The organism is Nonomuraea sp. bgisy101 (assembly GCF_057708945.1).
On the sequence record NZ_JBYITD010000002.1, the window covers coordinates 19,307 to 41,108 of the forward strand.

Consider the following 21,802-nt stretch of genomic DNA (forward strand, 5'->3'; position numbering starts at 1 on the left):
GGCAGGGTTCTGTCCTGCTCGACGCCTGACCTTGAGACTCAGATGGCTGATCCCCGCACCATCGCAGACCCATACCGCCATCACGGCGTGCTGGAGGGACCGTGCTGACCGCGTTTACCCGGGCGTTCCGGACGCCGGACCTGCGCAAGAAGTTGCTCTTCACTCTGGGCATCATCGCGCTGTTCCGCCTCGGCTCGGTTCTTCCGACTCCGGGTGTTCACACCGAGAATATTCGCACCTGTCTCGCACAGGCGCAGGCCGGTGACTCCGGCAACCTCTACGGCATGGTGCAGCTGTTCAGCGGCGGCGCTCTGCTGAAGCTGTCGGTGTTCGCGCTGGGCATCATGCCGTACATCACCGCGAGCATCATCCTGCAACTCCTCGTCGTGGTCATCCCGCGGCTCGAGGCCCTGAAGAAGGAGGGCCAGGCCGGGCAGACGAAGATCACGCAGTACACGCGTTATCTGACCATCGGCCTCGGCATCCTGCAGTCGACCGCCTTCATCGCGCTGGCGCGCTCCGGGCAGCTGTTCCCGCAGTGCAACCAGCAGATCCTGCTCGATCCCGACAACGTCTTCAGCATCGTGACGATGGTCGTCATCATGACGGCGGGCACCTCGGTCATCATGTGGCTGGGCGAGCTCGTCACGGACCGCGGCGTCGGCAACGGCATGTCGATCCTCATCTTCACGCAGGTCATCGCGGTCTTCCCGTCCGAGCTGCTGAACATCTACCGCGTCAACCCGTTCACCTTCGCCGTCGTGATGGTGGTCGGTGTCTTCATGATCGCCGCGGTGGTCTTCGTCGAGCAGGCTCAGCGCCGGGTCCCGGTGCAGTACGCCAAGCGCATGGTCGGCCGCAGGATGTACGGCGGCACCTCGACCTACATCCCGCTGAAGGTCAACCAGGCCGGCATCATCCCGGTCATCTTCGCGTCCTCGCTGCTCTACCTGCCGCAGCTGCTGGTGTCGCTGTTCGCGAACACGTCCACGGACAGCGTCAACCCCGTGGTCGAGTGGATCTCGCGGAACCTCGTCACGGGTGACACGCCGGTCTACATGATCACCTTCTTCGTGCTGATCGTGTTCTTCACGTACTTCTACGTGTCGATTACCTTCAACCCCGCTGAAGTCGCCGACAACATGAAGAAGTACGGTGGGTTCATCCCGGGCATCCGTCCGGGTCGGCCCACGGCCGAATACCTGAACTTCGTTCTGACCCGCCTGACCGCTCCCGGTGCGCTCTACCTCGGCCTCATCTCGATGGTGCCGATCATCGCACTGGCGATCTCGGGGGCCAGCCAGAACTTCCCGTTCGGAGGGACGAGCATCCTGATCATGGTTGGTGTCGGCCTTGACACGGTGAAGCAGATCGAGAGCCAGCTGCAGCAGCGTAACTACGAAGGCTTCCTGCGGTAGTGCGTCTCGTTCTGGTCGGGCCCCCCGGAGCGGGTAAGGGGACACAGGCCCAGTTCATCGCATCGAACCTGTCCATCCCGAAGATCTCGACAGGTGACATCTTCCGTGCCAACGTCTCGGGCGGCACGGAGCTCGGCAAGCTCGCCAAGACCTATATGGACCGTGGCGACCTCGTGCCCGACGAGGTCACCATCGCCATGGTCCGCGACCGTCTGTCCGAGGACGACGCGCAGGACGGTTTCCTGCTCGACGGCTTCCCCCGTACCGTCCCTCAGGCGGAGATCCTCCGCGACATGCTGAAGGACTGGGGGCAGAAGCTCGACCTGGTCCTGGAGCTCGTGGTCGACGACGAGGAGGTCGTCCGCCGCCTGGCCGGACGGCGCACCTGCAGCCAGTGCGGCCGCATCTGGCACGTCGAGTTCGACGACAAGAGGGACGACGTCTGCGACGCCTGCGGCGGCACGCTGTTCCAGCGTGACGACGACAAGGAGGAGACTGTCAGGCACCGCCTGGAGGTCTACCAGCAGCAGACCGCGCCGCTGATCCGCTTCTACGCCGACGAGGACATCCTGGTCGGGGTGGACGCGACAGGCCCCGTCGAAGAGGTCACCCAGCGGGCGATGAAGGAGATCCGGCCCTACGCCGGCTAGCACGAACCGATGACGCCGACCCTGTTGATCAGGGTCGGCGTTATTCATGCCAGGCGTGGTCGGGATCTTCCGCCATCCGGTCGCTCAGCCGCCTGGCCTGCTGTTCGGAGCCCTTTGAGCTGCTCTAACAGTGGAGGCGCGGTTCACATGAGTATTGCGTGATCAGGCCCACTGTGGGGGAATTGGGCTCCAGTGTTCGCCCGTTGAACCACCCTGGGGGGTGTCGAACTTGTTCAAGAAGAACAGACATGGAATCCAGATCAAGTCGCCGGAGCAGCTGGAGAAGATGCGCGCGGCCGGTCTGGTGGTCGGGCGGACGCTGGACCTGTTGAGGCGCTCGGTTGAGCCGGGCATGACACCGCTCGACCTGGACGCGATCGCCGAGAAGGCGATCAGGGACGAGGGCGCGATCCCGTCCTTCAAGGGCTACCAGGGCTTTCCCGCGACGATCTGCGCGTCGGTCAACCACGAGGTCGTTCACGGGATCCCGTCGAACGAGCGCAAGCTGCGCGAGGGCGACATCATCTCGATCGACTGCGGGGCGATTCTCGAGGGGTGGCACGGCGACTCGGCGGTGACCGTACCGGTGGGAGAGGTCGCGCCCGCGCTCACGGAGCTGATGCGGGTGACCGAGGAGTCGATGTGGCGCGGCATCGCCGCGCTGGGCGTCGGCCGGCACCTGTCGGACGTCGGCTACGAGGTCGAGAAGTACGTCAGGTCCCAGGGCAAGTACGGCATCCCGCAGGAGTACGGCGGGCACGGCATCGGCACCGAGATGCACATGGACCCCTGGGTGGCCAACCACGGACGCCCGGGACGGGGCCCTGCCCTCGAGGCGGGCATGTGCCTGGCGATCGAGCCCATGGTCAACATGGGGACGGCCCGCACCCGCGTGCTGGACGACGACTGGACCGTCGTCACGATCGACGGCAAGGCCTCCGCACACTTCGAACACAGCGTCGCCGTGACACATAATGGTCCTTGGGTGCTTACCGCCCTCGATGGGGGCAAAGAGCGCCTTTCGCAACTGCTGAGCTGAAGCGGGAAGTGGTGGGGATGGCGCAGAGCCCCGAAATGCGTGCATCGGATGTCGACCGCGATCGGGTGGCCGCCGTCCTCCGCGAGCACACCGCCCAGGGCCGGATCTCCGTCGAGGAGTTCAACGAACGCCTGGAGCAGGTCTACCAGAGCAAGACCTACGGCGAGCTCGCCAGGGTGACCGCCGACCTGCCCGACGTCGACCTGCGGGCCCAGCCCGCCCGCGTTCCCGCCGCGAAGTCCCCGCAGCAGGGAATGCATCCCGGTATGAGGGGCGCCTGGGCGGCCTGGGCGTCGGCGGTCGCGGTGACCTCGGTGATCTGGCTGCTGACCGACTTCGGCGGCTACTTCTGGCCGATGTGGGTCGCGGGCCCCTGGGGCGCGTTGCTGCTGGTCAGCAGCATTTTCGGGACGAATCGGAAATGACCCCATCTGTGCAGTAGTGCACTGTGTGGATTTGTCCGCAGAAGGCTTGGCGGCGGCTTCCTAACGTGAGTGTCACATCACTCACAGGAGGAAGAAATGCGCAAGTTTCTCGCAGCAGCAGCCATCGCCGGCGCGGCCATCACCGGCCTGACCGTCGCCCCCGCCGCCCAGGCCGCCACCACTCAGGCGACCGCCACGGACAACTGGGGCAGGTACTTCTCCAGCGAAGGCAAGGCCTACACCTACGGCAAGACCTTCAGCTCCCACGGCAAGGTCTACACGAAGTGGTACGGGGTGGAGAAGTTCGGCGGCAAGCACGGCTACGTCTGGTTCGAGTACTACAAGGGCGGCAAGTGGTACAAGTTCTCCCACGGCTGGGACGGCAAGTCCAGCGACGCCTGGAGTGGCCACGGCATCAAGAAGATCTACACCTACACGTGCTGGGGCGACTCGAAGTTCGACAACTGCGGCAGCAAGCACCGCATCTACTGAGGTTCCCCGCGCGCGTGACGCGCGCTTCTGGGGGGCTCTGACATGGAAGGCCCGCCGGTGACACGGTCACCGGCGGGCCTTCGCGCTTCTCTGCCCTGATACGGCAGGCAATAGACCCACTCTTTACCGCTGGTCGCAGTTGGCGGTGATCACGCCGGGTAGGTGATCTTTGACGATGGAACCATCGCAATGGGGGGACGATGGGCCTGAGGCGGTGTTGCGGGCTGTTGGCGTGGATCGCGGTCACCGGCGTGGTGATCGGGTCGCTGACGGCGGGAGCCGTACCGCAGGGTGGGCGGTACGCTTCCGCGACGCCGAACCAGACCAGGCCCGGCATCGAACCGGCCGGACGGCGTCCGGCCGGGCCGCACCTCGGCGGGGGCGGCCCTGACATGGTGGGCCGGTCAGCCCGCGGCGCGTGGCTGGCCGGCGCGCTGGCCGTCCTCGTCGCGGTGGGCGGCACCGCGGCCTTCGTCGCCAGGAGGAGGCGCCCTCCCAGGACGTGACAACGTCCCATGAGCACGTGCCCGCCCGCTACCGCGTGTCGGCGGCCGCAGGGGCGGGCGGGCACGTCGCCCTCGGGCCGGCGCCTGGGCCCTCGGGCTGGCGCCTGGGTCCTTGGGCTGGCGCCTGGCTGGCGCCTGGGTTCTCGCGCTGACGCCGGCGCCGTCGGCCCGGGCTGTCGCATCCACAGCGGATGCCGCGCGGCCTGAGTAGCCGCGGATCTGGGGTAGCCTTGCCTATGGTTGTGTCAGGACACCTGGCATGGGCGTTTCGCATTTTCCCGCTGGGTGTCGTACACTCCTTAGTCGGCTCACTATGGCCATCCTGTGTTGGCGGTCCTGCAGACCGCCGCTCTCATTCGATGCGGATGGCCGCGGCTGCTTAGTGATCCGATACCTCAGACGACCGATCAGTGAAACGCGAGGGACATGGCCAAGAAAGACGGCGCCATCGAGATCGAGGGCACTGTGGTTGAGTCGCTCCCGAACGCGATGTTCAGGGTGCAACTCGACAACGGCCATAAGGTCCTGGCCCACATCAGCGGACGGATGCGGATGCACTACATCCGAATCCTGCCGGACGACCGGGTAGTCGTGGAACTGAGCCCTTACGACCTGAGTCGTGGGCGGATCGTCTACCGATACAAGTAAAACGTCTGAGGAATCACGAAGGACTATGAAGGTTAAGCCGAGCGTCAAGAAGATCTGCGACAAGTGCAAGGTGATCCGCCGGCACGGTCGCGTCATGGTGATCTGCGACAACCTGCGCCACAAGCAGCGTCAGGGCTAGTCGCGAAGGCTTCTCCGAGTCCGCCCCTGCTGGGGAGCGGACTCGACGCATGAGAAGTCTGAATCAGTAATCGCGCGTCACACCCACGCGAGTGGGCCACCCCCGGTCGGAGGCCGGGGCCCTCACCCCGGGCATGGGGAGGGGAGTGGGGCGCAAGACCTCCGCCACAGTGAAGGAGAATGCCCGACCATGGCTCGCCTGGTTGGCGTCGACCTCCCCCGCGAAAAGCGGCTGGAGATCGCTCTCACCTACATCTACGGAATCGGCCGCACCCGTGCCCTGGAGATCCTCCAGGCCACCGGCGTCAGCGGCGACCTCCGCGTGCACCAGCTCTCCGACGCAGAGCTCGTCCCGATGCGTGACTACATCGAGGCGAACTACAAGATCGAGGGTGACCTGCGCCGCGAGGTCCAGGCCGACATCCGTCGCAAGATCGAAATCGGTTGCTACCAGGGCATCCGTCACCGCAAGGGTCTTCCCGTCCACGGCCAGCGCACGCAGACCAACGCGCGCACCCGTAAGGGCAAGAAGAAGACCGTCGCCGGTAAGAAGAAGCCCGGTAAGAAGTAGTCCTCGCAGCCGCGGGACCGATGAACTCAGGAGTGAAGGCAAAGAATGCCTCCTAAGAGCCGCCAGGGTGCGCCCAAGAAGGTGCGCCGCAAGGAAAAGAAGAACGTCGCTCACGGGCACGCCCACATCAAGAGCACGTTCAACAACACGATCGTCTCGATCACCGACCCGAACGGGAACGTGATCTCCTGGGCCAGCGCCGGCCACGTGGGTTTCAAGGGCTCCCGTAAGTCCACCCCGTTCGCCGCGCAGATGGCCGCCGAGAACGCCGCCCGCCGCGCCATGGAGCACGGCATGCGCAAGGTCGACGTCTTCGTGAAGGGCCCCGGCTCCGGCCGTGAGACCGCGATCCGTTCGCTGCAGGCGACGGGCCTCGAGGTCGGCTCCATCCAGGACGTGACCCCGGTTCCGCACAACGGCTGCCGTCCGCCGAAGCGCCGCCGCGTCTGACACCCAGGAGATAGTGAGAAATGGCTCGTTACACGGGTGCGGACTGCAAGCTCTGCCGTCGCGAGAAGACCAAGCTCTTCCTCAAGGGCAGCAAGTGTGAGTCCGCGAAGTGCCCCATCGAGATCCGTCCTTACCCGCCGGGTGAGCACGGTCGCGGCCGTCCGAAGGAGTCTGAGTACCAGCTCCAGCTTCGTGAGAAGCAGAAGACCCGCCGCATCTACGGCGTCCTCGAGAAGCAGTTCCGCAACTACTACGAGGAAGCCAACAAGAAGGGCGGCAAGACCGGCGAGAACCTTCTCCAGATCCTGGAGAGCCGTCTCGACAACGTGGTCTACCGCGCCGGTTTCGCCCAGTCGCGCGACGCCGCTCGCCAGCAGGTCCGTCACGGCCACATCCTGGTGAACGGCAAGAAGGTCGACATCCCGTCGTACCGCGTGCGCGAGCACGACATCGTCGAGGTCCGCGAGAAGGCCGTCAACCTGCTGCCCTACGAGGTCGCCAAGGCGACCGCGGGCGACAAGACGATCCCGGCCTGGCTGGGCGTCGTGCCGGAGAAGCTCCGCGTCCTGGTTCACCAGCTGCCGGTTCGCCAGCAGATCGACACCCAGGTCCAGGAGCAGCTGATCGTCGAGCTCTACTCCAAGTAAGCCCTTCCGGGCGGCGCGCCCCTGGCGCGCCGCCACGGCTCGCCTTCTCGGGCGAGGGTTTCTTGGGGGAACCGGCGGCGGGCCCCGCGCGGGCGCGCCGGCCAGGGTTCGTGGAAGAGGCGTTCGGCCCCGGATTTCCGGGGTCGGGGCGCCGGCAGGCTTCCCCGACGGCTTGGGTTTCCTGGCCGGAGGGGGACGGATGGGGTACGGCATGCCGTACCCCATTTAGGCTGTTTATCGGAGTGGCGTCATATAGCGGGCGCCACACGACAAGGGGAGATCCCGAAGCATGCTGATCGCTCAGCGTCCGACTCTTCTGGAAGAGTCGATCGACGAGACCCGGTCCAAGTTCGTCATCGAGCCGCTGGAGCCGGGCTTCGGCTACACCATCGGCAACTCGCTGCGTCGCACGCTGCTGTCGTCCATCCCGGGCGCGGCCGTGACGAGCATCCGCATCGAGGGCGTGCTGCACGAGTTCTCGACCGTTCCCGGCGTGAAGGAAGATGTCACCGACATCATCCTCAACCTCAAGGAACTGGTCGTCTCCTCCGAGCACGACGAGCCCGTCGTGATGTACCTGCGCAAGCAGGGCCCCGGCGAGGTCACCGCAGCCGACATCGCGCCTCCGGCCGGTGTCGAGGTGCACAACCCCGAGCTGCGCATCGCCACCCTGAACGGCAAGGCGAAGCTGGAGATGGAGCTGACCGTCGAGCGCGGTCGCGGCTACGTCTCCGCCGCGCAGAACAAGCAGCCGGGCCAGGAGATCGGTCGTATCCCGATCGACTCCATCTACTCCCCGGTGCTCAAGGTCACCTACAAGGTCGAGGCGACCCGTGTCGAGCAGCGCACCGACTTCGACCGGCTGATCCTCGACGTCGAGACCAAGGCCGCGATGAAGCCCCGCGACGCGGTGGCCTCCGCGGGCAAGACCCTGGTCGAGCTGTTCGGGCTGGCCCGCGAGCTCAACGTCGAGGCCGAGGGCATCGACATCGGTCCCTCGCCGACGGACGCGGCCCTGGCCGCGGACCTGGCGCTGCCGATCGAGGAGCTCAACCTCACGGTCCGTTCCTACAACTGCCTCAAGCGCGAGGGCATCCACACCGTGGGTGAGCTCGTGGCCCGCAGCGAGCAGGACCTGCTCGACATAAGGAATTTCGGCGCCAAGTCCATCGAAGAGGTCAAGCAGAAGCTGCACGAGATGTCGCTGGCGCTCAAGGACTCCCCGCCCGGATTCGACCCGAGCGCGGTGGCCGGCGGCGGCTACGACGACGACGACAGCGCGTACGTCGAGACCGAGCAGTACTAGATCGCGGCGCGGGGTCTCGTGGCGGTGTCCACGAGGCCCTCTCGCTCGATCCGTCCCGGGAGACCGGGACATCGAGACGCCCGGGGACGTCCCGGGCCGACGCAGCTGGATATCGCGGGCCGCCCTCGTGGCGGCCTGGCGGCTCGACTCCGGTACCTGACACGGCCGGGGCGGGTTCACTCTCAAGGAGAACGCAATGCCCAAGCCCACCAAGGGTGCACGTCTTGGCGGCAGCCCGGCTCACGAGCGGCTGATCCTGGCGAACCTCGCCACGGACCTGTTCCGCCACGGCCGCATCACCACCACCGTGACCAAGGCCAAGCGCGTCCGCCCGCTGGCGGAGCGCCTGATCACCAAGGCCAAGAAGGGCGACATCCACAACCGTCGCCAGGTGCTGACCGTCGTCAAGGACAAGGGCGTCGTCCACCACCTCTTCACCGAGATCGCGGTGACCTTCGCCGAGCGTCCCGGTGGCTACACCCGCATCACCAAGATCGGTAACCGTAAGGGCGACAACGCGCCCATGGCGGTCATCGAGCTGGTGACCGAGGCGCTGAACCAGGTCACCACCGGCCGTACGGCTCCCGCCGCCGCTCCGGCCGCCGCCCCGGCCGCCGAGGCCGTGGAGGAGGTCGTCGAGGAGAGCGCCGAGGCTCAGGCCGAGGAGAGCGCCGAGACCGCGGAGGCCGGCGAGGCTCCCGCCGACGAGGCGAAGAAGGACGAGGCCTGATCTTTCAGGCCCACGGGCCCGGCACCCTTCTGGGTGCCGGGCCTTCCCCATTTCATCCAGGAGGGGTGATCGTGGTACGGCTTCGCCTCGACCTCGGCTACGACGGCACCGACTTCTCCGGTTGGGCTCGCCAGCCGGGGCGGCGCACGGTGCAGGGCGAGCTCGAGGACGCGCTCGGCAAGATCCTCCGGCTGGGAGAGGTCTCGCTCACCGTGGCGGGCAGGACGGACGCGGGCGTCCACGCACGCGGGCAGGTCGCCCATGTCGATCTGCCGGTGACCGCGCTCGGCGAGCTGGAGCGCAACCGGCGCAGGGGCGAGCCGCCCGTCGAGGAAAGCGTCGATGAGCGGCTCGCCACGCTCCTCAGACGGCTGGCCGGGGTCCTGCCGCCGGATGTGCGCGTTCATCGCGTCAGCGTGGCTCCTGAGGGCTTTGACGCACGGTTCTCCGCGCTCTCCAGGCGCTACGTCTACCGCGTTCACGACGCGCCCGGCGGCGTCGACCCGCTGCGGCGCGACGAGATCGTCTGGCACACGCGGCCGCTGGACCTCGACGCGATGATCGCGGGGGCCGCGCACCTGCTGGGCGAGCACGACTTCGCCGCCTTCTGCAAGAAGCGGGAGGGCGCCACCACGATCAGGGAACTGCAGCGGCTCGACTGGGTGCGCTCGCCCTCGGGCGTGCTGGAGGCGACCGTCGTGGCCGACGCGTTCTGCCACTCCATGGTCAGGGCGCTCGTCGGTTGCCTGCTCGCCGTGGGAGACGGCAGGCGACCCGTGGAATGGCCTGCGCGAGTGCTCGCGGGCGCCGTACGGGACTCGGGCGTGCACGTCGCGCCCGCGCACGGGCTGTGCCTTGAAGAGGTCAGCTACCCGGCGGACGACGAGCTGGCCGCCAGGGCGGCCGCGACCCGCAGGGTCCGCACCCTCACGGACTGACTCCCGGGATCGCCCGCCCGCGTGGTGGTGATCCAGCAGGGCCGAGGGGTCGGGGTGATCCAGCGGGGTCCGCGGGAGTCTCCCAGGGGGTCAGCAGGAGTCGTCCAGAGGGGTCAGCGGGAGTCGTCCAGCGGGTCCGCGGGAGTCGTCCAGCGGGGTCCGCGGGGTCGGGTGATCCCGCGGAGCCCGCGCTACTACTCGGTGATCCTGCGCTCCAGCACCAGCGAGGTGTGGTCGCGGAAGGCGCCGCTGACGTCGCCCAGGCCCTTCTCCTTGGCGGTCGGGGTGTGGCCGTCGGCGAACGTCGCGTAGCTGAAGACGATGTAGCGGCCCCACAGCAGCCCAGCGGCGTACCCGCCCGCGATGTGGATCCGGTCGGCGCCGCTGGACGTCGGGCCGGTCAGCGGACGGAACCACAGGTTCTTGTCGAGGTCCTTGGCCTGGTCGGCGGCCGCGGCCGCCTCCTTGTTCGGCAGGACGGCGATGCCCGTGCTGATCGCGTAGCGCTTCTTGTCGTCGACGTAGGTCGCCCGCAGTACGCGACTGCACTTCTGGTCCTGCAGGGCCGTGGCGAACGGGCCGGCGGCGGCCTGCCGGCAGTCGTCGGACATGTCGACCTTCACGCGCGTGTAGACGCGTCCGCCCAGGTCCACCTTCTGCTCGGGGAACGCCTCGTTGATCGACATCTTCTCGGGGTCGGTGCCCTCGGAGTTGAGCAGCGAGTTGGCCAGCGGGTCGTCGGTGTCCGAGACGGACGGCACGGCGCCGGTCGCCGTCGAAGCGCTCGCCTCGGCCGGCTGTCCTGTGCTCATCGACCGGTAGGCGAAGAAGCCGCCGGTGGCGACTCCCAGCACGACGAGGACGCCGACACCGGCGATCAGCGCCTTCCTGCCCGTGCTCGGCTCCTTGGCCGGCGGCTCGGGCGGGGGCGCGATGCCGCCCTGCGACACGGGCGAGAACGGGTCGAAGGTCGCGGCAGGCGTGCCGTGCGGCGGCGTCGGCAGGTCGGCGGGGGAGGCTCCGGCCGGTACGGCGGGGGCGCCGCCGGACGGGGCGGGAAGCGCGGGAAGGCCGGCTGGGGGCGGGATGGCGGGCAGCGGGATGGCTCCATCGGTCGGGAACGGGTGGTCGTGCGGCGCGTCGCTCCCTGTCGTGCCGCCGATGGGCGCGTCGTCCCCTGACACGTCGGTTCGTGACCCGTCGGTTCCTGGCGCACCGTCTCCTGGCGCACGGTTTCCTGCGGCGTCGTTTCCTGGAGCGCCGTCGCCTGGCAGGCCGTCGGGCTGCGTGTCGTTCGGCGAGGCCTGGGCTCCCCGGGCGTCCGAAGCGGGCGAGCCGTGGCCTGACGCGCCTGTAAGAGCGAGGTCGGTGCCGGGCGCGCCCGCGGCGGTGACGTTCGGGCTGGACACGCCTGCGGCGGTGACGTTCGGGCCGGACACGCCTGCGGCAGTGGCGTTCGGGCCGGGCGCGCCGGCGGCGCTGTTGTCCGTGCTGGGCGCGCCTGCGGCCGGGGAGGCGCCGAGCGCGGGTGCCTCCGGGGTGGCGGCGCGGTCGGCGGGAGGGTCGTCCAGCACGTCGGCGGGCGGTTGGTCGCCCTTGGCCCGCCCCCACGTGGCGCTGTCGAACGGCAGGTCGGGGATGCGTTCGTCAGCGTGGTCGGCGCCAGGAGGGTGCGGCGGCCAGACCGGCACGTCGCCGGGCTCGGCGCTGTGGGAGATCGGGACCGTCATGCTCGGATCGGTGGCCTGGGCCTCCTGCGGCCCGTCGTGGTCGTCGATCGGCTCACCGGTCGCGGCGGGCCACGGGGGCATGGCGGGCGCGTCCGTCGTGGAGGACGGCCAGACCTTCATGCCCGCGGCGGCCGCGGTGAAGGCCTGTGGGGGCTGCCAGCCGGCCTGGTCGGGCTCGGCCTGCCACGCCGCTGGGGACGGCTTCCACGGTTCGGCCTGCGGGCCCGGTGATGGCGGCCACTCGGCTTGCGTGCCGGGTGATGGCGGCCACTCGGCTTGCGTGCCAGGGGATTGCGGCCACTCGGCCTGCGGGCCCGGTGATGGCGGCCACTCGGCCTGGGGGCCGGGCGACGGCTGCCACTCGGTCTGCTGTCCCTGCGACGGCTGTCCCTCGGGCTGCGGGCCCTGTGGCGGCTGCCATCCGGTCTGTGGCGACTGGCCTGGCGACCACGGGGGCGGCGGCGCCTGCCCTGGCGCGGGAGTCCATGAGGTCTGGGGCTGGTCGGGCGCCCATGGCGAGGGCGGGGTCCACGCGGCACCGTGCTGGGCAGCGGGCTCGCCGCCGAACGCCGGAGGCGGGGAAACACCGGGCACCGGAGCGCCGGGCACCGGAGCGCCGGGCACCGGAGCGCCGGGCACCGGAGCGCCGGGCATCGGAGCGCCGGGCACGGGGGCGTGCGCGGCGCCGGGTGCCGAGGGGTCGGGCGCGCCGGGTGCCGGGGGATGGGGTGCCGGGAGATGGGGTGCGCCGGGGGAAGGGGGCGCGGGCGGCTGCGGGGCCCCGGGCGGCGCCCACGTGCCCTGCGGCGGAGGCGGCGACGCGGGTACGGAGCCGGGCTGCGGTGAAGCGGGTACGGAGCCGGGCTGCGGCGACGTGGTCTCCGCGCCGGGCTCGGGGTCGGCGAACCAGTCGTAGGGCCGGCCGTCCTCCGTCTGCTCCCACGGCTGGGCCGCGGCCGACCAGGTCTCCGCGGGCACGCCGGGGAAGGCGGGCAGCGGCCTGTCGGGTCTGGGGCGCTCGATCGTCGCGCCCTCCACGGGCTGACCCGCGTCCTGTCCACCGGAAGGGTGCCCGCCGGAGAGCTCGGGCGCCCACGGGGTTCCCGCGTCCGGGGACGCGGGCGGCTCGGGCGTCCACGGGCTTCCCGCGTCCGCGGAGGCCGGCGGCTCGGGAGACCAGGGCGTGCCCGACTCCGGAGCGGCTGATGGGCTCCATGGTCCCTGGGCGCCCGCCGGGGCGGCGGGCTCGGGGCTCCACGGACCGTCCGACGGGGCCGTGAGTTCGGAGCTCCACGGGCCGCTCGACGGGGCCGCGGGCTCGGGGGCCCAGGGGCTGTTGACCGCGGGAGTCATGGGCTGACCCGCGTCAGGAGCCTGCGCGGGCTCGGGGGCCGGCAGGTCGGGCGGCGGCCCCTGGTAGACGGGGATGGGAGGCCGGGCCGGGACCGTATCGGAGTCGATCACCTGGCCGGCGGGGAGGTCGGCGTACGAAGGCGCCGCCAGCGCGTCGCCGTGCGACGCGCCGTAGGCGCCTTCCTGGAAGGCTGATGGGGCCTGCACCGTCGGCCTGCCGAAACTCGGCGGTGGCGTCGCCGGTGCGGCTGAGCCGTCCGTTTCGCGCTCGTGCTCAGACCCAGATTCCTGGCCACGCATAGGGGGAGCCTAACCATAGTCAGGAGATCGCCATGCCCGTATGGGTGTTCTCGGGCGGATCGGCCGGGAAGTTTGATCCCTTTCGGGATTGATTGGGCGGTTTCATCCTCCGCGGCGGCCGCTGAGCGAACGCGAGTCGAGCGCCGGGTACACCGTCGCCTTGGTCACGTCGACGCTGGCCTGGGAGAGCTGCTTGGCGCCCTTCTTGTCGGGCTTGTGGCCGTCCTTGAACTGGACGTACAGCATGACCGCGTAGTGGCCGTGGGTGGCCACGTGGACGCTGGCCTCGCCCGCGCCGATGAACTTGGTGATGTCGTCCTTGCCCGCGAGCGGCTTCACGAACAGCTTGCTCTCGCCCTTGGCGCGCACGGAGGCGGCGACCTTGGCCGCCCCCTTGCCGTCGACCAGGTTGGCGACGCCGACGGTGCCGATGACCTTGCCGGACTTGTCCTTGAAGGTGGCCCGGATGAGCTGCGTGCACTTGGCTGACTTGAGCGCCTTGTCGAGCTTGTCGCCCTCGGCCGCGTCACCGCACTTCTTGTCGGTCTTGAGGGTCGTCACCTCGTAGGAGCGCCCGGAGACCGTGAACTTCTTCTTGGGGAAGAGCTCCTTCTGCGTGAGCGTGTCGGGGTCTGTCTCGCGGGCGGCGGCGAAGCCGTACTTGTCGGCGGGGGCCACGGGCTGGTCGGCGGGCGGCGCGCTCGCCCGTCCCACGGGGTCGGCCGTCGGGTCGGGACCCTCGGAGTTCCACATCACCACGAGACCCGCCACGAGCGCCCCGAGGACGAGCAGGCCGCCGAGGGCGAACCAGAGCGGTGTGCGCGAGCGCGGGCCCTCGTCATAGGGGCTCCACATCGCGCTGCGCTGCTGGGTGGGGGTTTCGTCGGTCTTCTTGGTGGAACCCATGGGCTGAGATTAGCCGGGGTTGACCGTCGGCGAGGTCACGAAAACCCGAAGTCCTGGGTCCACCAGGGGCCGCCGGGGCCCGACACGACGCCTACGCCGACCGCGCGATAGCCGCAATGCAGGAGGTTGCGGCGATGTGCGGGGCTGTCCATCCAGCCGCGCACCGCCTGTTCCGCCGAGACGTAGCCGCGGCCGATGTTCTCCGCCGCGCCGTCGCGGTAGCCGGCCCGCTCCATGCGCTTCCAGGGCGAGGCGCCGTCGGGGGAGTCGTGGGAGAACAGGCCCGACTCGGCCATCTCCAGCGAGTGGGCGCGCGCCGAACTCGTCAGCCGCCGGTCGACCCGCAGCGGGGCGCAGCCCTTGCGAGCGCGGGCGGCGTTGGTGAGCCTGACGACCTGGGCGGCGAGGCCGGGGGAGATCTCCAGCAACGGCGAGCCCAGCACGGTGGTGGGATCGCCTGGCACCTCTCCGGGCACCTCGGTCAGCTTCTTGCGCGCCTGCGCCGTGGGCCTCGACGTCGGCGTGGTCTTGAGCGTACGGCGAGGGCGGCTCTCCAGGCGCGCGCTCGGCTTCTTCTGCGGCGCCGAGACCGAAGGGGTGGGGGTGACGGCCGGCGGGGCCGTGTTGTTGAGGTAGACCTGGTCGGAGGCGTCAAGGCGGTTGACCGACAGCCTGCCGATGAGCACGCCGGCGAACAGGACCGCGAGCAGGCAGGCGAGGAGACCCAGCAGGTTCCGGCGCCGCGATCTTGGCTGGGTGTGCCGGGTGTGAGGGGTCTGCCACATACCGCAGTCAACGATAGGGACGGTAGATATTGCTGGAGAAGGGGTTACAGCTAACCGAAACAGAACCGTGCCGCACGTAGACTGTCCCCCGGTGTCTCCGCTCGTTTTGACCCGTGTCCTCGAGTGGCGGTAACCTTAGCGTTCGTTGTATGCGAGTCGGTCCGTCTGTGACCGATGCGCGGCGCGTCCGGCGTCATCTCCCATCTGTTGGAGACGGAAGGTCCGGGCTGTCGTGCGCCCGCACCGACCGACCATAGAGCTGTCGCATCCGACAGCGCCGAAGACGCGATTAAAGAAGGCTACGACCGTGCGCACGTACACACCGAAGCCCGCCGACGTCCAGCGTCAGTGGTACGTCATCGACGCTACTGACGTGGTGCTGGGCCGGCTGGCCAGCCACGTCGCGACCCTGCTCCGCGGTAAGCACAAGCCGATCTTCGCCAACCACGTCGACACCGGTGACTTCGTCATCGTCATCAACGCCGACAAGATTGCGCTGAGCGGCAACAAGCTCGAGCAGAAGAAGGCCTACCGCCACTCGGGCTACCCGGGCGGTCTGCGTTCCGTGACCTACGGCGAGTTGATGGAGAAGCGGCCCGACCGCGCCGTCGAGAAGGCCGTCAAGGGCATGCTCCCGAAGAACGCCCTCGGCAGGAAGATGGCCAAGAAGCTGAAGGTCTACGCCGGGTCCGAGCACCCGCACCAGGCCCAGCAGCCCGTGCCGTTCGAGATCACCCAGATCGCCCAGTAGTAGTTCGAAAGATTTAGAGGAGAACCGTGGCTGAGCCCACCGGTGTCGAGACGGCCGTGATCGAGGCCGAGCTGGAGGACTTCTCCGGCGAGGACTTCCCGTCCGAGTACACCACCGAGACCGCTGCCAGCGCCGACGCTCCCGTGCGCAAGCCCGTCACCACGGGCAACTCGTACGGCACCGGCCGCCGCAAGGAGGCGATCGCCCGCGTGCGCATCGTCCCCGGCACCGGCAAGTGGACGATCAACGGTCGTTCGCTTGACACCTACTTCCCCAACAAGGTCCACCAGCAGATCGTCAACGAGCCCTTCGTGGTGCTCGGTGCCGAGGAGGCCTTCGACGTCATCGCCCGCATCGACGGCGGCGGCGTGACCGGCCAGGCCGGTGCCCTCCGCATGGGCCTGTCCCGCGCGCTGGCGATCCTCGACGTCGAGAACAACCGCCCGCCGCTGAAGAAGGCCGGCTTCCTCACCCGTGACGCCCGCGCCACGGAGCGGAAGAAGTACGGCCTCAAGAAGGCCCGCAAGGCTCCGCAGTACAGCAAGCGCTAAATTGGGGCGCCTTTTCGGCACCGACGGGGTACGTGGGGTCGCGGGTCGCGACCTCACCGCCGAGCTCGCCATGGACCTTTCGGTCGCGGCGGCTCATGTCCTCGGCGATGCAGGCGCTTTCACCGCCACAGGCCACAAGCGGCCTGTGGCGGTCGTAGGCCGGGACCCCCGCGCTTCAGGTGAATTCCTGGAGGCGGCGGTGGTCGCCGGCCTCGCGTCGTCCGGGGTGGATGTGCTGCGTCTCGGCGTGTTGCCCACTCCCGCCGTCGCCCATCTGACGGCCGCGCTCGGCGCCGATCTCGGCGTCATGCTGTCGGCCTCCCACAACCCGGCGCCCGACAACGGCATCAAGTTCCTGGCCCGTGGCGGCTTCAAGCTGTCCGACACGGTGGAGGACGAGATCGAGCGCCGGCTCGGCGAGCGGTGGCAGCGCCCCGTGGGCGCTGGTGTCGGCCGCGTGCGCGAAGCGTACGGCGAGGCCGACCGCTACATCTCCCACCTGCTCGACACGCTCAACGGGCGGCTCGACGGGCTCCACATCGTCGTCGACTGCGCCAACGGCGCGGCCAGCGTGGTGGCGCCCGAGGCGCTGCTGCGCGCAGGCGCCCAGGTCGAGGCCATCGGCGCCAGGCCGGACGGGCTCAACATCAACGCGGGCTGCGGTTCCACCCACCTGGACAAGCTGCAGCAGGTCGTCATCTCGCGCGGCGCCGACCTCGGCATCGCCTACGACGGCGACGCCGACCGCTGCCTGGCCGTCGACCACACGGGCGCGGTGATCGACGGCGACCAGATCATGGCGATCCTGGCGCTGGCCATGCACGAGGAGAACCGGCTGGCCAAGAGCACCGTGGTCGCGACCGTGATGTCCAACCTCGGCTTCAAGCTGGCCATGCGTGAGGCGGGCATCGAGGTCGTCCAGACCGCGGTCGGCGACCGCTACGTGCTGGAGGCGATGAAGGCCGACGGCTTCAACCTCGGCGGCGAGCAGTCCGGTCACGTGATCCTGCTCGACCACGCGACGACGGGCGACGGCCTGCTGACCTCGCTGCACCTGCTGTCGGTGGTGGCCAGGTCGGGCAAGTCGCTGCGTGACCTCGCCGCGGTGATGACCGCGCTCCCGCAGATCCTGATCAACGTCAAGGACGTCGACAGGGGCAAGGCGGCCGCGCCGCAGCTCTCGGAGGCCGTGGCGGCGGCCGAGGCGGAGCTGGGCGAGACGGGGCGCGTGCTCATCAGGCCGAGCGGCACCGAGCCGATGATCAGGGTGATGGTCGAGGCGTCGTCGGAGGAGCAGGCCAGCAGGGTCGCGGGCCGGCTGGCCGACGTGGTCCGCACCGCCTGCGTCTGAACTCACCCGAACCGCCGGCGTCCGAGCTCACCCGAAGACCGAGCTCGCACGGCGGCTGAGCTCATGCTGAGGCTGAGCTCACACGAAGGGGTACGGCACGCTCGTGCCGTACCTCTTTATAGTGTCCGCGTGAATTCCTTACGCGCGCTCGCTGGAGCGCTTCTCGCCTCGACACTCCTTCTCGGCGCCGCCCCCGCGCAGGCCGCGTCGGCTTCGGCGGTATCGGCTTCGGAAGACTCGGCCGCGGCGGCCAGGCCCGGTAACGGCCGGGTGCTCTACGCCGGTCTCAGCGGCGGAGAGGGCCACCTCAAGGTCAAGAACGGGACGACGAGGGACGCGGTCGTCACGCTGGTCAAGGGTAAGAAGAAGGCGCTGAGCTTCTACATCCGCGCCAAGTCGACGGCGACGCTCAAGGACATCCAGGACGGAACGTACCGGGTGTTCTACACGAGCGGCTACCGGTTCAGCACGTCGAAGGGGCGGTTCACGCGCTACGCGGTGTACCGGCGCTTCGACGACACGCTGAGATACACGACAAGCTCGACGTCGGCGACGATCTGGACGCTCACGCTCAAGCCCGCGATCGGCGGCAACGCGACGACCAGTGGCGTCGATCCGAAGAACTTCCCCTCCTGAGGCCTTCCCTGCCAGAGAGGACGCCCGCTCCGCGCCCGCGGGATCGGGGCGCGGGGCGGGCGACGCCCATGACGGGGTGCTCGGCCCAAGCGGCGGGACTTCGGCGGGTCACTCGTCGCCGGTCAGGGAGAAGGCGCGCAGCCGCTGCCCCGCCCACACCACGGCGCCGACCGTGACCACGATCAGGGCGGGGATCGCGAACCCCGGCTTCACGTCCGTCGACAGGAACGGTGACGAGCTGATCTGGTCGGCGATCGACTTCGCCCACTGCTGGACCGAGAACTGCCGCGCCCCCGGCACCAGGTTGCCGATCAGCCCCTCCCACACCAGCGCGTAGATGATCCCGAAGGTGACCGCGTGCTTGGTGATGACCCCCAGGAGCAGGAACACCGCCGCGTAGGCGATCCCGCCGCACAGCGCTCCCACGGTGAAGCCGCCGGCGATGCCCGACTCCCCGCCCACCAGCAGCCACGCCGACAGGAAGGTGGGCACCCCGGCGAAGACGGCCAGCAGCGAGGCGGCCACGGCGAACTTGGTCTGGGCGATGACGGGGCGCGAGATCGGCTTGGACAGCAGGTGCAGGACGGTGCCGTCGTCGATCTCCGGTGCGATCACGCCGGTGCCGGCGATCAGGCCGAGCAGCGGCAGCATGGTCCCGATGGCGAAGCTCTGCATGAGCGTGACCGCCGAGCGCTCGTCCGTGTTGCCGACCAGCCGCAGCAGCACCGCCATCGCGACCAGGGCGACGGGGAGCAGGATGAGCAGCAGGATGCGGCGGCGGCCGAGTACCGCGCGGTAGGTGATGCCCGCTACGACGCCGTTCACTACGAGCTCCTTGTGATCAGGTAGGCGAAGACGCTCTCCAGGTCCTCGTCGGCGGGGGACACCTGGAGGAGGTGGACGCCCTCGTGCCGGGCCACGCGCGGCAGCAGCCAGGTGAAGCGGCGGAACTCCGCGGCCTGGACCTCCAGCCCGTTGGGAGTGAGCACCACGCCCGCCGCCGAGCTGTCCGCGATCAGCGCGGCGGCCAGCTTCCTGTCGTCGCTCGACCGGATCCTGAACAGGTGCGGCCTGTCGGTCATCAGACGGCGGATCTGGCGGAAGTCACCCGAGGCGGCGTGCCGTCCCGCGACGACGACCTCGATGTGCTGGGCGACGCGCTCGACCTCCTCCAGGATGTGCGAGCTGAACAGGATCGTCTTGCCCGCCGTGCCCATCGCGGTGATGAGGTCCATGAGCTGGAGCCGCTGGCGCGGATCCATGCCGTTGAAGGGCTCGTCGAGCAGCAGCACCTGCGGGTCGTGGACGAGAGCGGCCGCGACCTTGACGCGCTGCTTCATGCCCTTGGAGTACGTCTCGACGCGGCGGTCCTTCGCCGCCTCCATCTCGACCATCGCCAGGGCCTTCTTGGCGGCGTCCTCGGGTGCGGCCAAGCCGTGCAGCTTGGCCGCCGAGAGCACGAACTGCCAGCCGGTGAGGAAGCCGTAGATGCCCTCACGCTCGGGGACCAGGCCGATGTGTCGGTAGATGTGGTGGTTCTTCCACGTCTTGTCGCCGTCGAGGGTGACCGTGCCGCCGGAGGGGGCCAGGAAGCCGGCCATCATGTGCAGCAGCGTGGACTTGCCCGCGCCGTTCGGGCCGAGCAGACCCGTGACGCCAGGGCCGATGGTCATGGTGACGTCGTTGACGGCCACCACGTTGCCGTACCAACGCGAGGCCTGGGCGAGCTCGATCTTCACCGGGAGGCCGCCTTCCGGTAGCGGAGGATGAACGCGGCCAGGCTCGCCGCGATGAGCGCGACGATCGCGAGAGCGGCGACGGCGCCTGGCGGGTAACTGAAGCCGCCGGCGGGCGGGGTGCCGAACAGCCACGACTGCACCACGTCGACGAGGAAGAACGGGTTGATCAGCCACGACCACTCGGCCAGGTCGGAACGGCCGAGCGACTCGAAGGCCCCGAAGAGCGCGGTCTGCACGGCCGAGGCGAGCAGGTACACCGCGATGACCGAGGCGACGCCCAGGCCGCGGCGCGGGGTGAAGGAGGCGAGCGCCAGCCCGAACGTGGACAGCAGCAGCGCCAGCACCAGCGCCGTGACGACGGACGCGACGTACTCCTTGATGTGCGGCGGGCCCGGCGGGTCGACGAGCAGCTCGCCGACGAACATCACCGTCAGCGGTATGGCGACCAGCGCGAACAGCGCGATCGTCATCGCCACGACCTTGGCCGCGACGTAGTCGAGCGAGGAGATGGGCCGCGACAGGTACAGCGGCAGCACCTTGTGCCGCAGGTCGGGCGCGGTGATCGTGGGCGACTGCGAGGCCAGGAAGATGGCGATCACCGGCTGCATGATGACGGCGAAGCCGGTGTAGCCGATGTCGCTGCGGCCCACCGTCGCCATCAGCGCGATCGAGATCACCGGCAGCAGCATCATGGAGCCCGCCAGCAGGAACGGCATGAGCTTGCTGCGGGCCCTGCGGCCGAGCCCGAAGACGCTGCGCAGGTTCTGGACGATCAGCGCTCGTACGGCATGGGCCCTGCCGAGCCGTACCCCTTCGTAGTGGCGGTAGCCGATGTCGTAGATCTCAGACACGGAACACGTCCTCGATTCGCTGCCTGCCCTGTTCGAGCCGGATGAGGCACAGGTCGAGATCGGACACCGCGTCGCGGATCGAGTCGTAGGTCTCGGGGCCGCTGACCTGGACCAGCAGGCCGCGGCCGTGCGCGGTGACGGACTGCCCGAGCTCGGCCAGCCTCGCGGCCAGCGGCTCGGCGCCCTCCTCGACCTCGACGGTGAGGGTCTGGGTCGCCTGGGTGAACTCGGTGATGGCGCTGGAACGCAGCAGCCGCCCGCCGTCGATGACGATGACGTGGTCGCAGACGCGTTCGAGCTCGCCGAGCAGGTGGGAGGTGACCAGGACGCTGATGCCGAACTCGGTGCCGATGCGCCTGATCAGCGTGAGCATCTCGTCGCGGCCCTGCGGGTCGAGCCCGTTGGTCGGCTCGTCAAGGAAGACGAGCTTGGGGTCGTGGACGAGCGCCTGGGCGAGCTTGACCCGCTGTTTCATGCCGGTGGAGTAGCCGCCGATGGCGCGGTAGCGCTCCTCGTACAGGCCGACGTGGCGCAGCACGTCGGCCGCGCGCTCGCGGGCGGCGGTGCGCGGCAGCCCGGAGATCTGTGCGAGGTGGACGACCAGCTCGGTGGCGGACACGTCGGGCGGCAGGCAGTCGTGTTCGGGCATGTAGCCGACGAGCCTGCGGATCTGGGGGCCCTGCGTGACCACGTCGAGCCCCAGGACCTCGGCGCGGCCGGCCGTGGGCGGCAGGAGGCCGAGCAGGATCTTGATCAGCGTCGACTTGCCCGCTCCGTTGGCGCCCACCAGGCCCGTGACGCCGTCGTCGACCGTGATGGACAACTGGTCCAGCGCGGTCACCGCAGGGAAGCGTTCGGTCAGCCCCTCGGTCGCGAGGATGTGCATGATCC

General features: G+C 69.3%; 25 protein-coding genes. 18 read left to right on the top strand and 7 right to left on the bottom strand.

Annotation, left to right across the window (positions count from 1 at the left end):
* The first annotated feature begins 101 nt into the window (after window positions 1-101).
* The 14 genes from secY (at window position 102) to truA (ending at window position 9,958) form a co-directional block, all read left to right on the top strand.
* Window positions 102-1,418, top strand: coding sequence for a preprotein translocase subunit SecY (secY, locus tag AC3EO4_RS03685; RefSeq protein WP_379570579.1), 1,317 nt, complete (start codon window positions 102-104; stop codon window positions 1,416-1,418).
* The gene (locus AC3EO4_RS03690; protein ID WP_431893702.1) at window positions 1,418-2,068 is read left to right on the top strand and encodes an adenylate kinase; all 651 of its coding nucleotides are present in this window, start codon (window positions 1,418-1,420) and stop codon (window positions 2,066-2,068) included. Before secY ends, AC3EO4_RS03690 begins: the two co-directional genes overlap by 1 nt.
* Before the next feature lie 229 nt (window positions 2,069-2,297).
* Window positions 2,298-3,107 carry a type I methionyl aminopeptidase gene (map, locus tag AC3EO4_RS03695; protein WP_379570582.1) on the top strand — a complete coding sequence of 270 codons (810 nt, stop codon included), beginning with the start codon at window positions 2,298-2,300 and terminating at the stop codon, window positions 3,105-3,107.
* 35 nt (window positions 3,108-3,142) lie between these two features.
* Complete coding sequence (locus tag AC3EO4_RS03700) at window positions 3,143-3,532, top strand: DUF1707 SHOCT-like domain-containing protein (protein WP_379570584.1); 390 nt, start codon at window positions 3,143-3,145, stop codon at window positions 3,530-3,532.
* Between the two features lie 96 nt (window positions 3,533-3,628).
* Complete coding sequence (locus AC3EO4_RS03705) at window positions 3,629-4,024, top strand: hypothetical protein (protein WP_379570586.1); 396 nt, start codon at window positions 3,629-3,631, stop codon at window positions 4,022-4,024.
* Between the two features lie 200 nt (window positions 4,025-4,224).
* Entirely contained in the window at window positions 4,225-4,530 is a 306-nt protein-coding gene (locus tag AC3EO4_RS03710; protein WP_431893705.1) for a hypothetical protein, read from the top strand.
* Between the two features lie 426 nt (window positions 4,531-4,956).
* Entirely contained in the window at window positions 4,957-5,178 is a 222-nt protein-coding gene (infA, locus tag AC3EO4_RS03715; RefSeq protein ID WP_012887858.1) for a translation initiation factor IF-1, read from the top strand.
* Between the two features lie 25 nt (window positions 5,179-5,203).
* Window positions 5,204-5,317: a 50S ribosomal protein L36 gene (rpmJ, locus tag AC3EO4_RS03720; protein ID WP_003956441.1), complete on the top strand. Its 114-nt coding sequence runs from the start codon at window positions 5,204-5,206 to the stop codon at window positions 5,315-5,317.
* Between the two features lie 189 nt (window positions 5,318-5,506).
* Window positions 5,507-5,887 (top strand): 30S ribosomal protein S13, encoded by a 381-nt coding sequence (gene rpsM, locus AC3EO4_RS03725; RefSeq protein ID WP_183650839.1) that lies wholly within the window; start codon window positions 5,507-5,509, stop codon window positions 5,885-5,887.
* A 45-nt stretch (window positions 5,888-5,932) separates the two neighbouring features.
* Window positions 5,933-6,337, top strand: coding sequence for a 30S ribosomal protein S11 (gene rpsK / locus AC3EO4_RS03730; RefSeq protein ID WP_020542285.1), 405 nt, complete (start codon window positions 5,933-5,935; stop codon window positions 6,335-6,337).
* 20 nt (window positions 6,338-6,357) lie between these two features.
* The gene (gene rpsD / locus AC3EO4_RS03735) at window positions 6,358-6,984 is read left to right on the top strand and encodes a 30S ribosomal protein S4 (RefSeq protein WP_358143225.1); all 627 of its coding nucleotides are present in this window, start codon (window positions 6,358-6,360) and stop codon (window positions 6,982-6,984) included.
* Window positions 6,985-7,273: 289 nt separating this feature from the next.
* Window positions 7,274-8,290 carry a DNA-directed RNA polymerase subunit alpha gene (locus AC3EO4_RS03740; protein ID WP_358143223.1) on the top strand — a complete coding sequence of 339 codons (1,017 nt, stop codon included), beginning with the start codon at window positions 7,274-7,276 and terminating at the stop codon, window positions 8,288-8,290.
* 196 nt (window positions 8,291-8,486) lie between these two features.
* A complete protein-coding gene (gene rplQ, locus AC3EO4_RS03745) occupies window positions 8,487-9,020 on the top strand; it encodes a 50S ribosomal protein L17 (protein ID WP_431893784.1) in 534 nt (177 codons plus the stop codon).
* A 71-nt stretch (window positions 9,021-9,091) separates the two neighbouring features.
* Window positions 9,092-9,958: a tRNA pseudouridine(38-40) synthase TruA gene (gene truA, locus AC3EO4_RS03750; RefSeq protein ID WP_431893787.1), complete on the top strand. Its 867-nt coding sequence runs from the start codon at window positions 9,092-9,094 to the stop codon at window positions 9,956-9,958.
* Window positions 9,959-10,152: 194 nt separating this feature from the next.
* On the opposite strand, the gene AC3EO4_RS03755 is transcribed toward truA, so the two are convergent.
* The 3 genes from AC3EO4_RS03755 to AC3EO4_RS03765 form a co-directional block, all read right to left on the bottom strand.
* Complete coding sequence (locus tag AC3EO4_RS03755) at window positions 10,153-13,248, bottom strand: hypothetical protein (RefSeq protein WP_431893789.1); 3,096 nt, start codon at window positions 13,246-13,248, stop codon at window positions 10,153-10,155.
* Window positions 13,249-13,443: 195 nt separating this feature from the next.
* On the bottom strand, window positions 13,444-14,247 hold the full coding sequence (locus AC3EO4_RS03760; protein WP_431893792.1) for a hypothetical protein: 804 nt from the start codon (window positions 14,245-14,247) through the stop codon (window positions 13,444-13,446).
* Between the two features lie 35 nt (window positions 14,248-14,282).
* Window positions 14,283-15,032 carry a CAP domain-containing protein gene (locus AC3EO4_RS03765; RefSeq protein ID WP_379570598.1) on the bottom strand — a complete coding sequence of 250 codons (750 nt, stop codon included), beginning with the start codon at window positions 15,030-15,032 and terminating at the stop codon, window positions 14,283-14,285.
* Between the two features lie 307 nt (window positions 15,033-15,339).
* On the opposite strand from AC3EO4_RS03765, the gene rplM reads away from it, so the two are divergent.
* The 4 genes from rplM (at window position 15,340) to AC3EO4_RS03785 (ending at window position 18,321) form a co-directional block, all read left to right on the top strand.
* A complete protein-coding gene (gene rplM / locus AC3EO4_RS03770) occupies window positions 15,340-15,783 on the top strand; it encodes a 50S ribosomal protein L13 (protein ID WP_379570601.1) in 444 nt (147 codons plus the stop codon).
* Window positions 15,784-15,809: 26 nt separating this feature from the next.
* The gene (rpsI, locus tag AC3EO4_RS03775; protein ID WP_379570603.1) at window positions 15,810-16,334 is read left to right on the top strand and encodes a 30S ribosomal protein S9; all 525 of its coding nucleotides are present in this window, start codon (window positions 15,810-15,812) and stop codon (window positions 16,332-16,334) included.
* A 1-nt stretch (window position 16,335) separates the two neighbouring features.
* Entirely contained in the window at window positions 16,336-17,685 is a 1,350-nt protein-coding gene (gene glmM, locus AC3EO4_RS03780) for a phosphoglucosamine mutase (protein WP_431893794.1), read from the top strand.
* A gap of 129 nt (window positions 17,686-17,814) precedes the next feature.
* Entirely contained in the window at window positions 17,815-18,321 is a 507-nt protein-coding gene (locus tag AC3EO4_RS03785) for a hypothetical protein (RefSeq protein WP_379570607.1), read from the top strand.
* Between the two features lie 108 nt (window positions 18,322-18,429).
* On the opposite strand, the gene AC3EO4_RS03790 is transcribed toward AC3EO4_RS03785, so the two are convergent.
* Genes AC3EO4_RS03790 through AC3EO4_RS03805 form a run of 4 tightly spaced genes read right to left on the bottom strand, consistent with a single transcriptional unit; the run spans window position 18,430 to window position 21,797 of the window.
* The gene (locus tag AC3EO4_RS03790; protein ID WP_379570609.1) at window positions 18,430-19,146 is read right to left on the bottom strand and encodes an ABC transporter permease; all 717 of its coding nucleotides are present in this window, start codon (window positions 19,144-19,146) and stop codon (window positions 18,430-18,432) included.
* A complete protein-coding gene (locus tag AC3EO4_RS03795) occupies window positions 19,146-20,060 on the bottom strand; it encodes an ABC transporter ATP-binding protein (protein ID WP_379570611.1) in 915 nt (304 codons plus the stop codon). Before AC3EO4_RS03795 ends, AC3EO4_RS03790 begins: the two co-directional genes overlap by 1 nt.
* Window positions 20,057-20,911, bottom strand: coding sequence for an ABC transporter permease (locus AC3EO4_RS03800; protein WP_379570613.1), 855 nt, complete (start codon window positions 20,909-20,911; stop codon window positions 20,057-20,059). The genes AC3EO4_RS03795 and AC3EO4_RS03800 overlap by 4 nt, the downstream gene beginning before the upstream one ends.
* Entirely contained in the window at window positions 20,904-21,797 is an 894-nt protein-coding gene (locus tag AC3EO4_RS03805; RefSeq protein ID WP_379570615.1) for an ABC transporter ATP-binding protein, read from the bottom strand. The genes AC3EO4_RS03800 and AC3EO4_RS03805 overlap by 8 nt, the downstream gene beginning before the upstream one ends.
* Window positions 21,798-21,802: the final 5 nt, after the last annotated feature.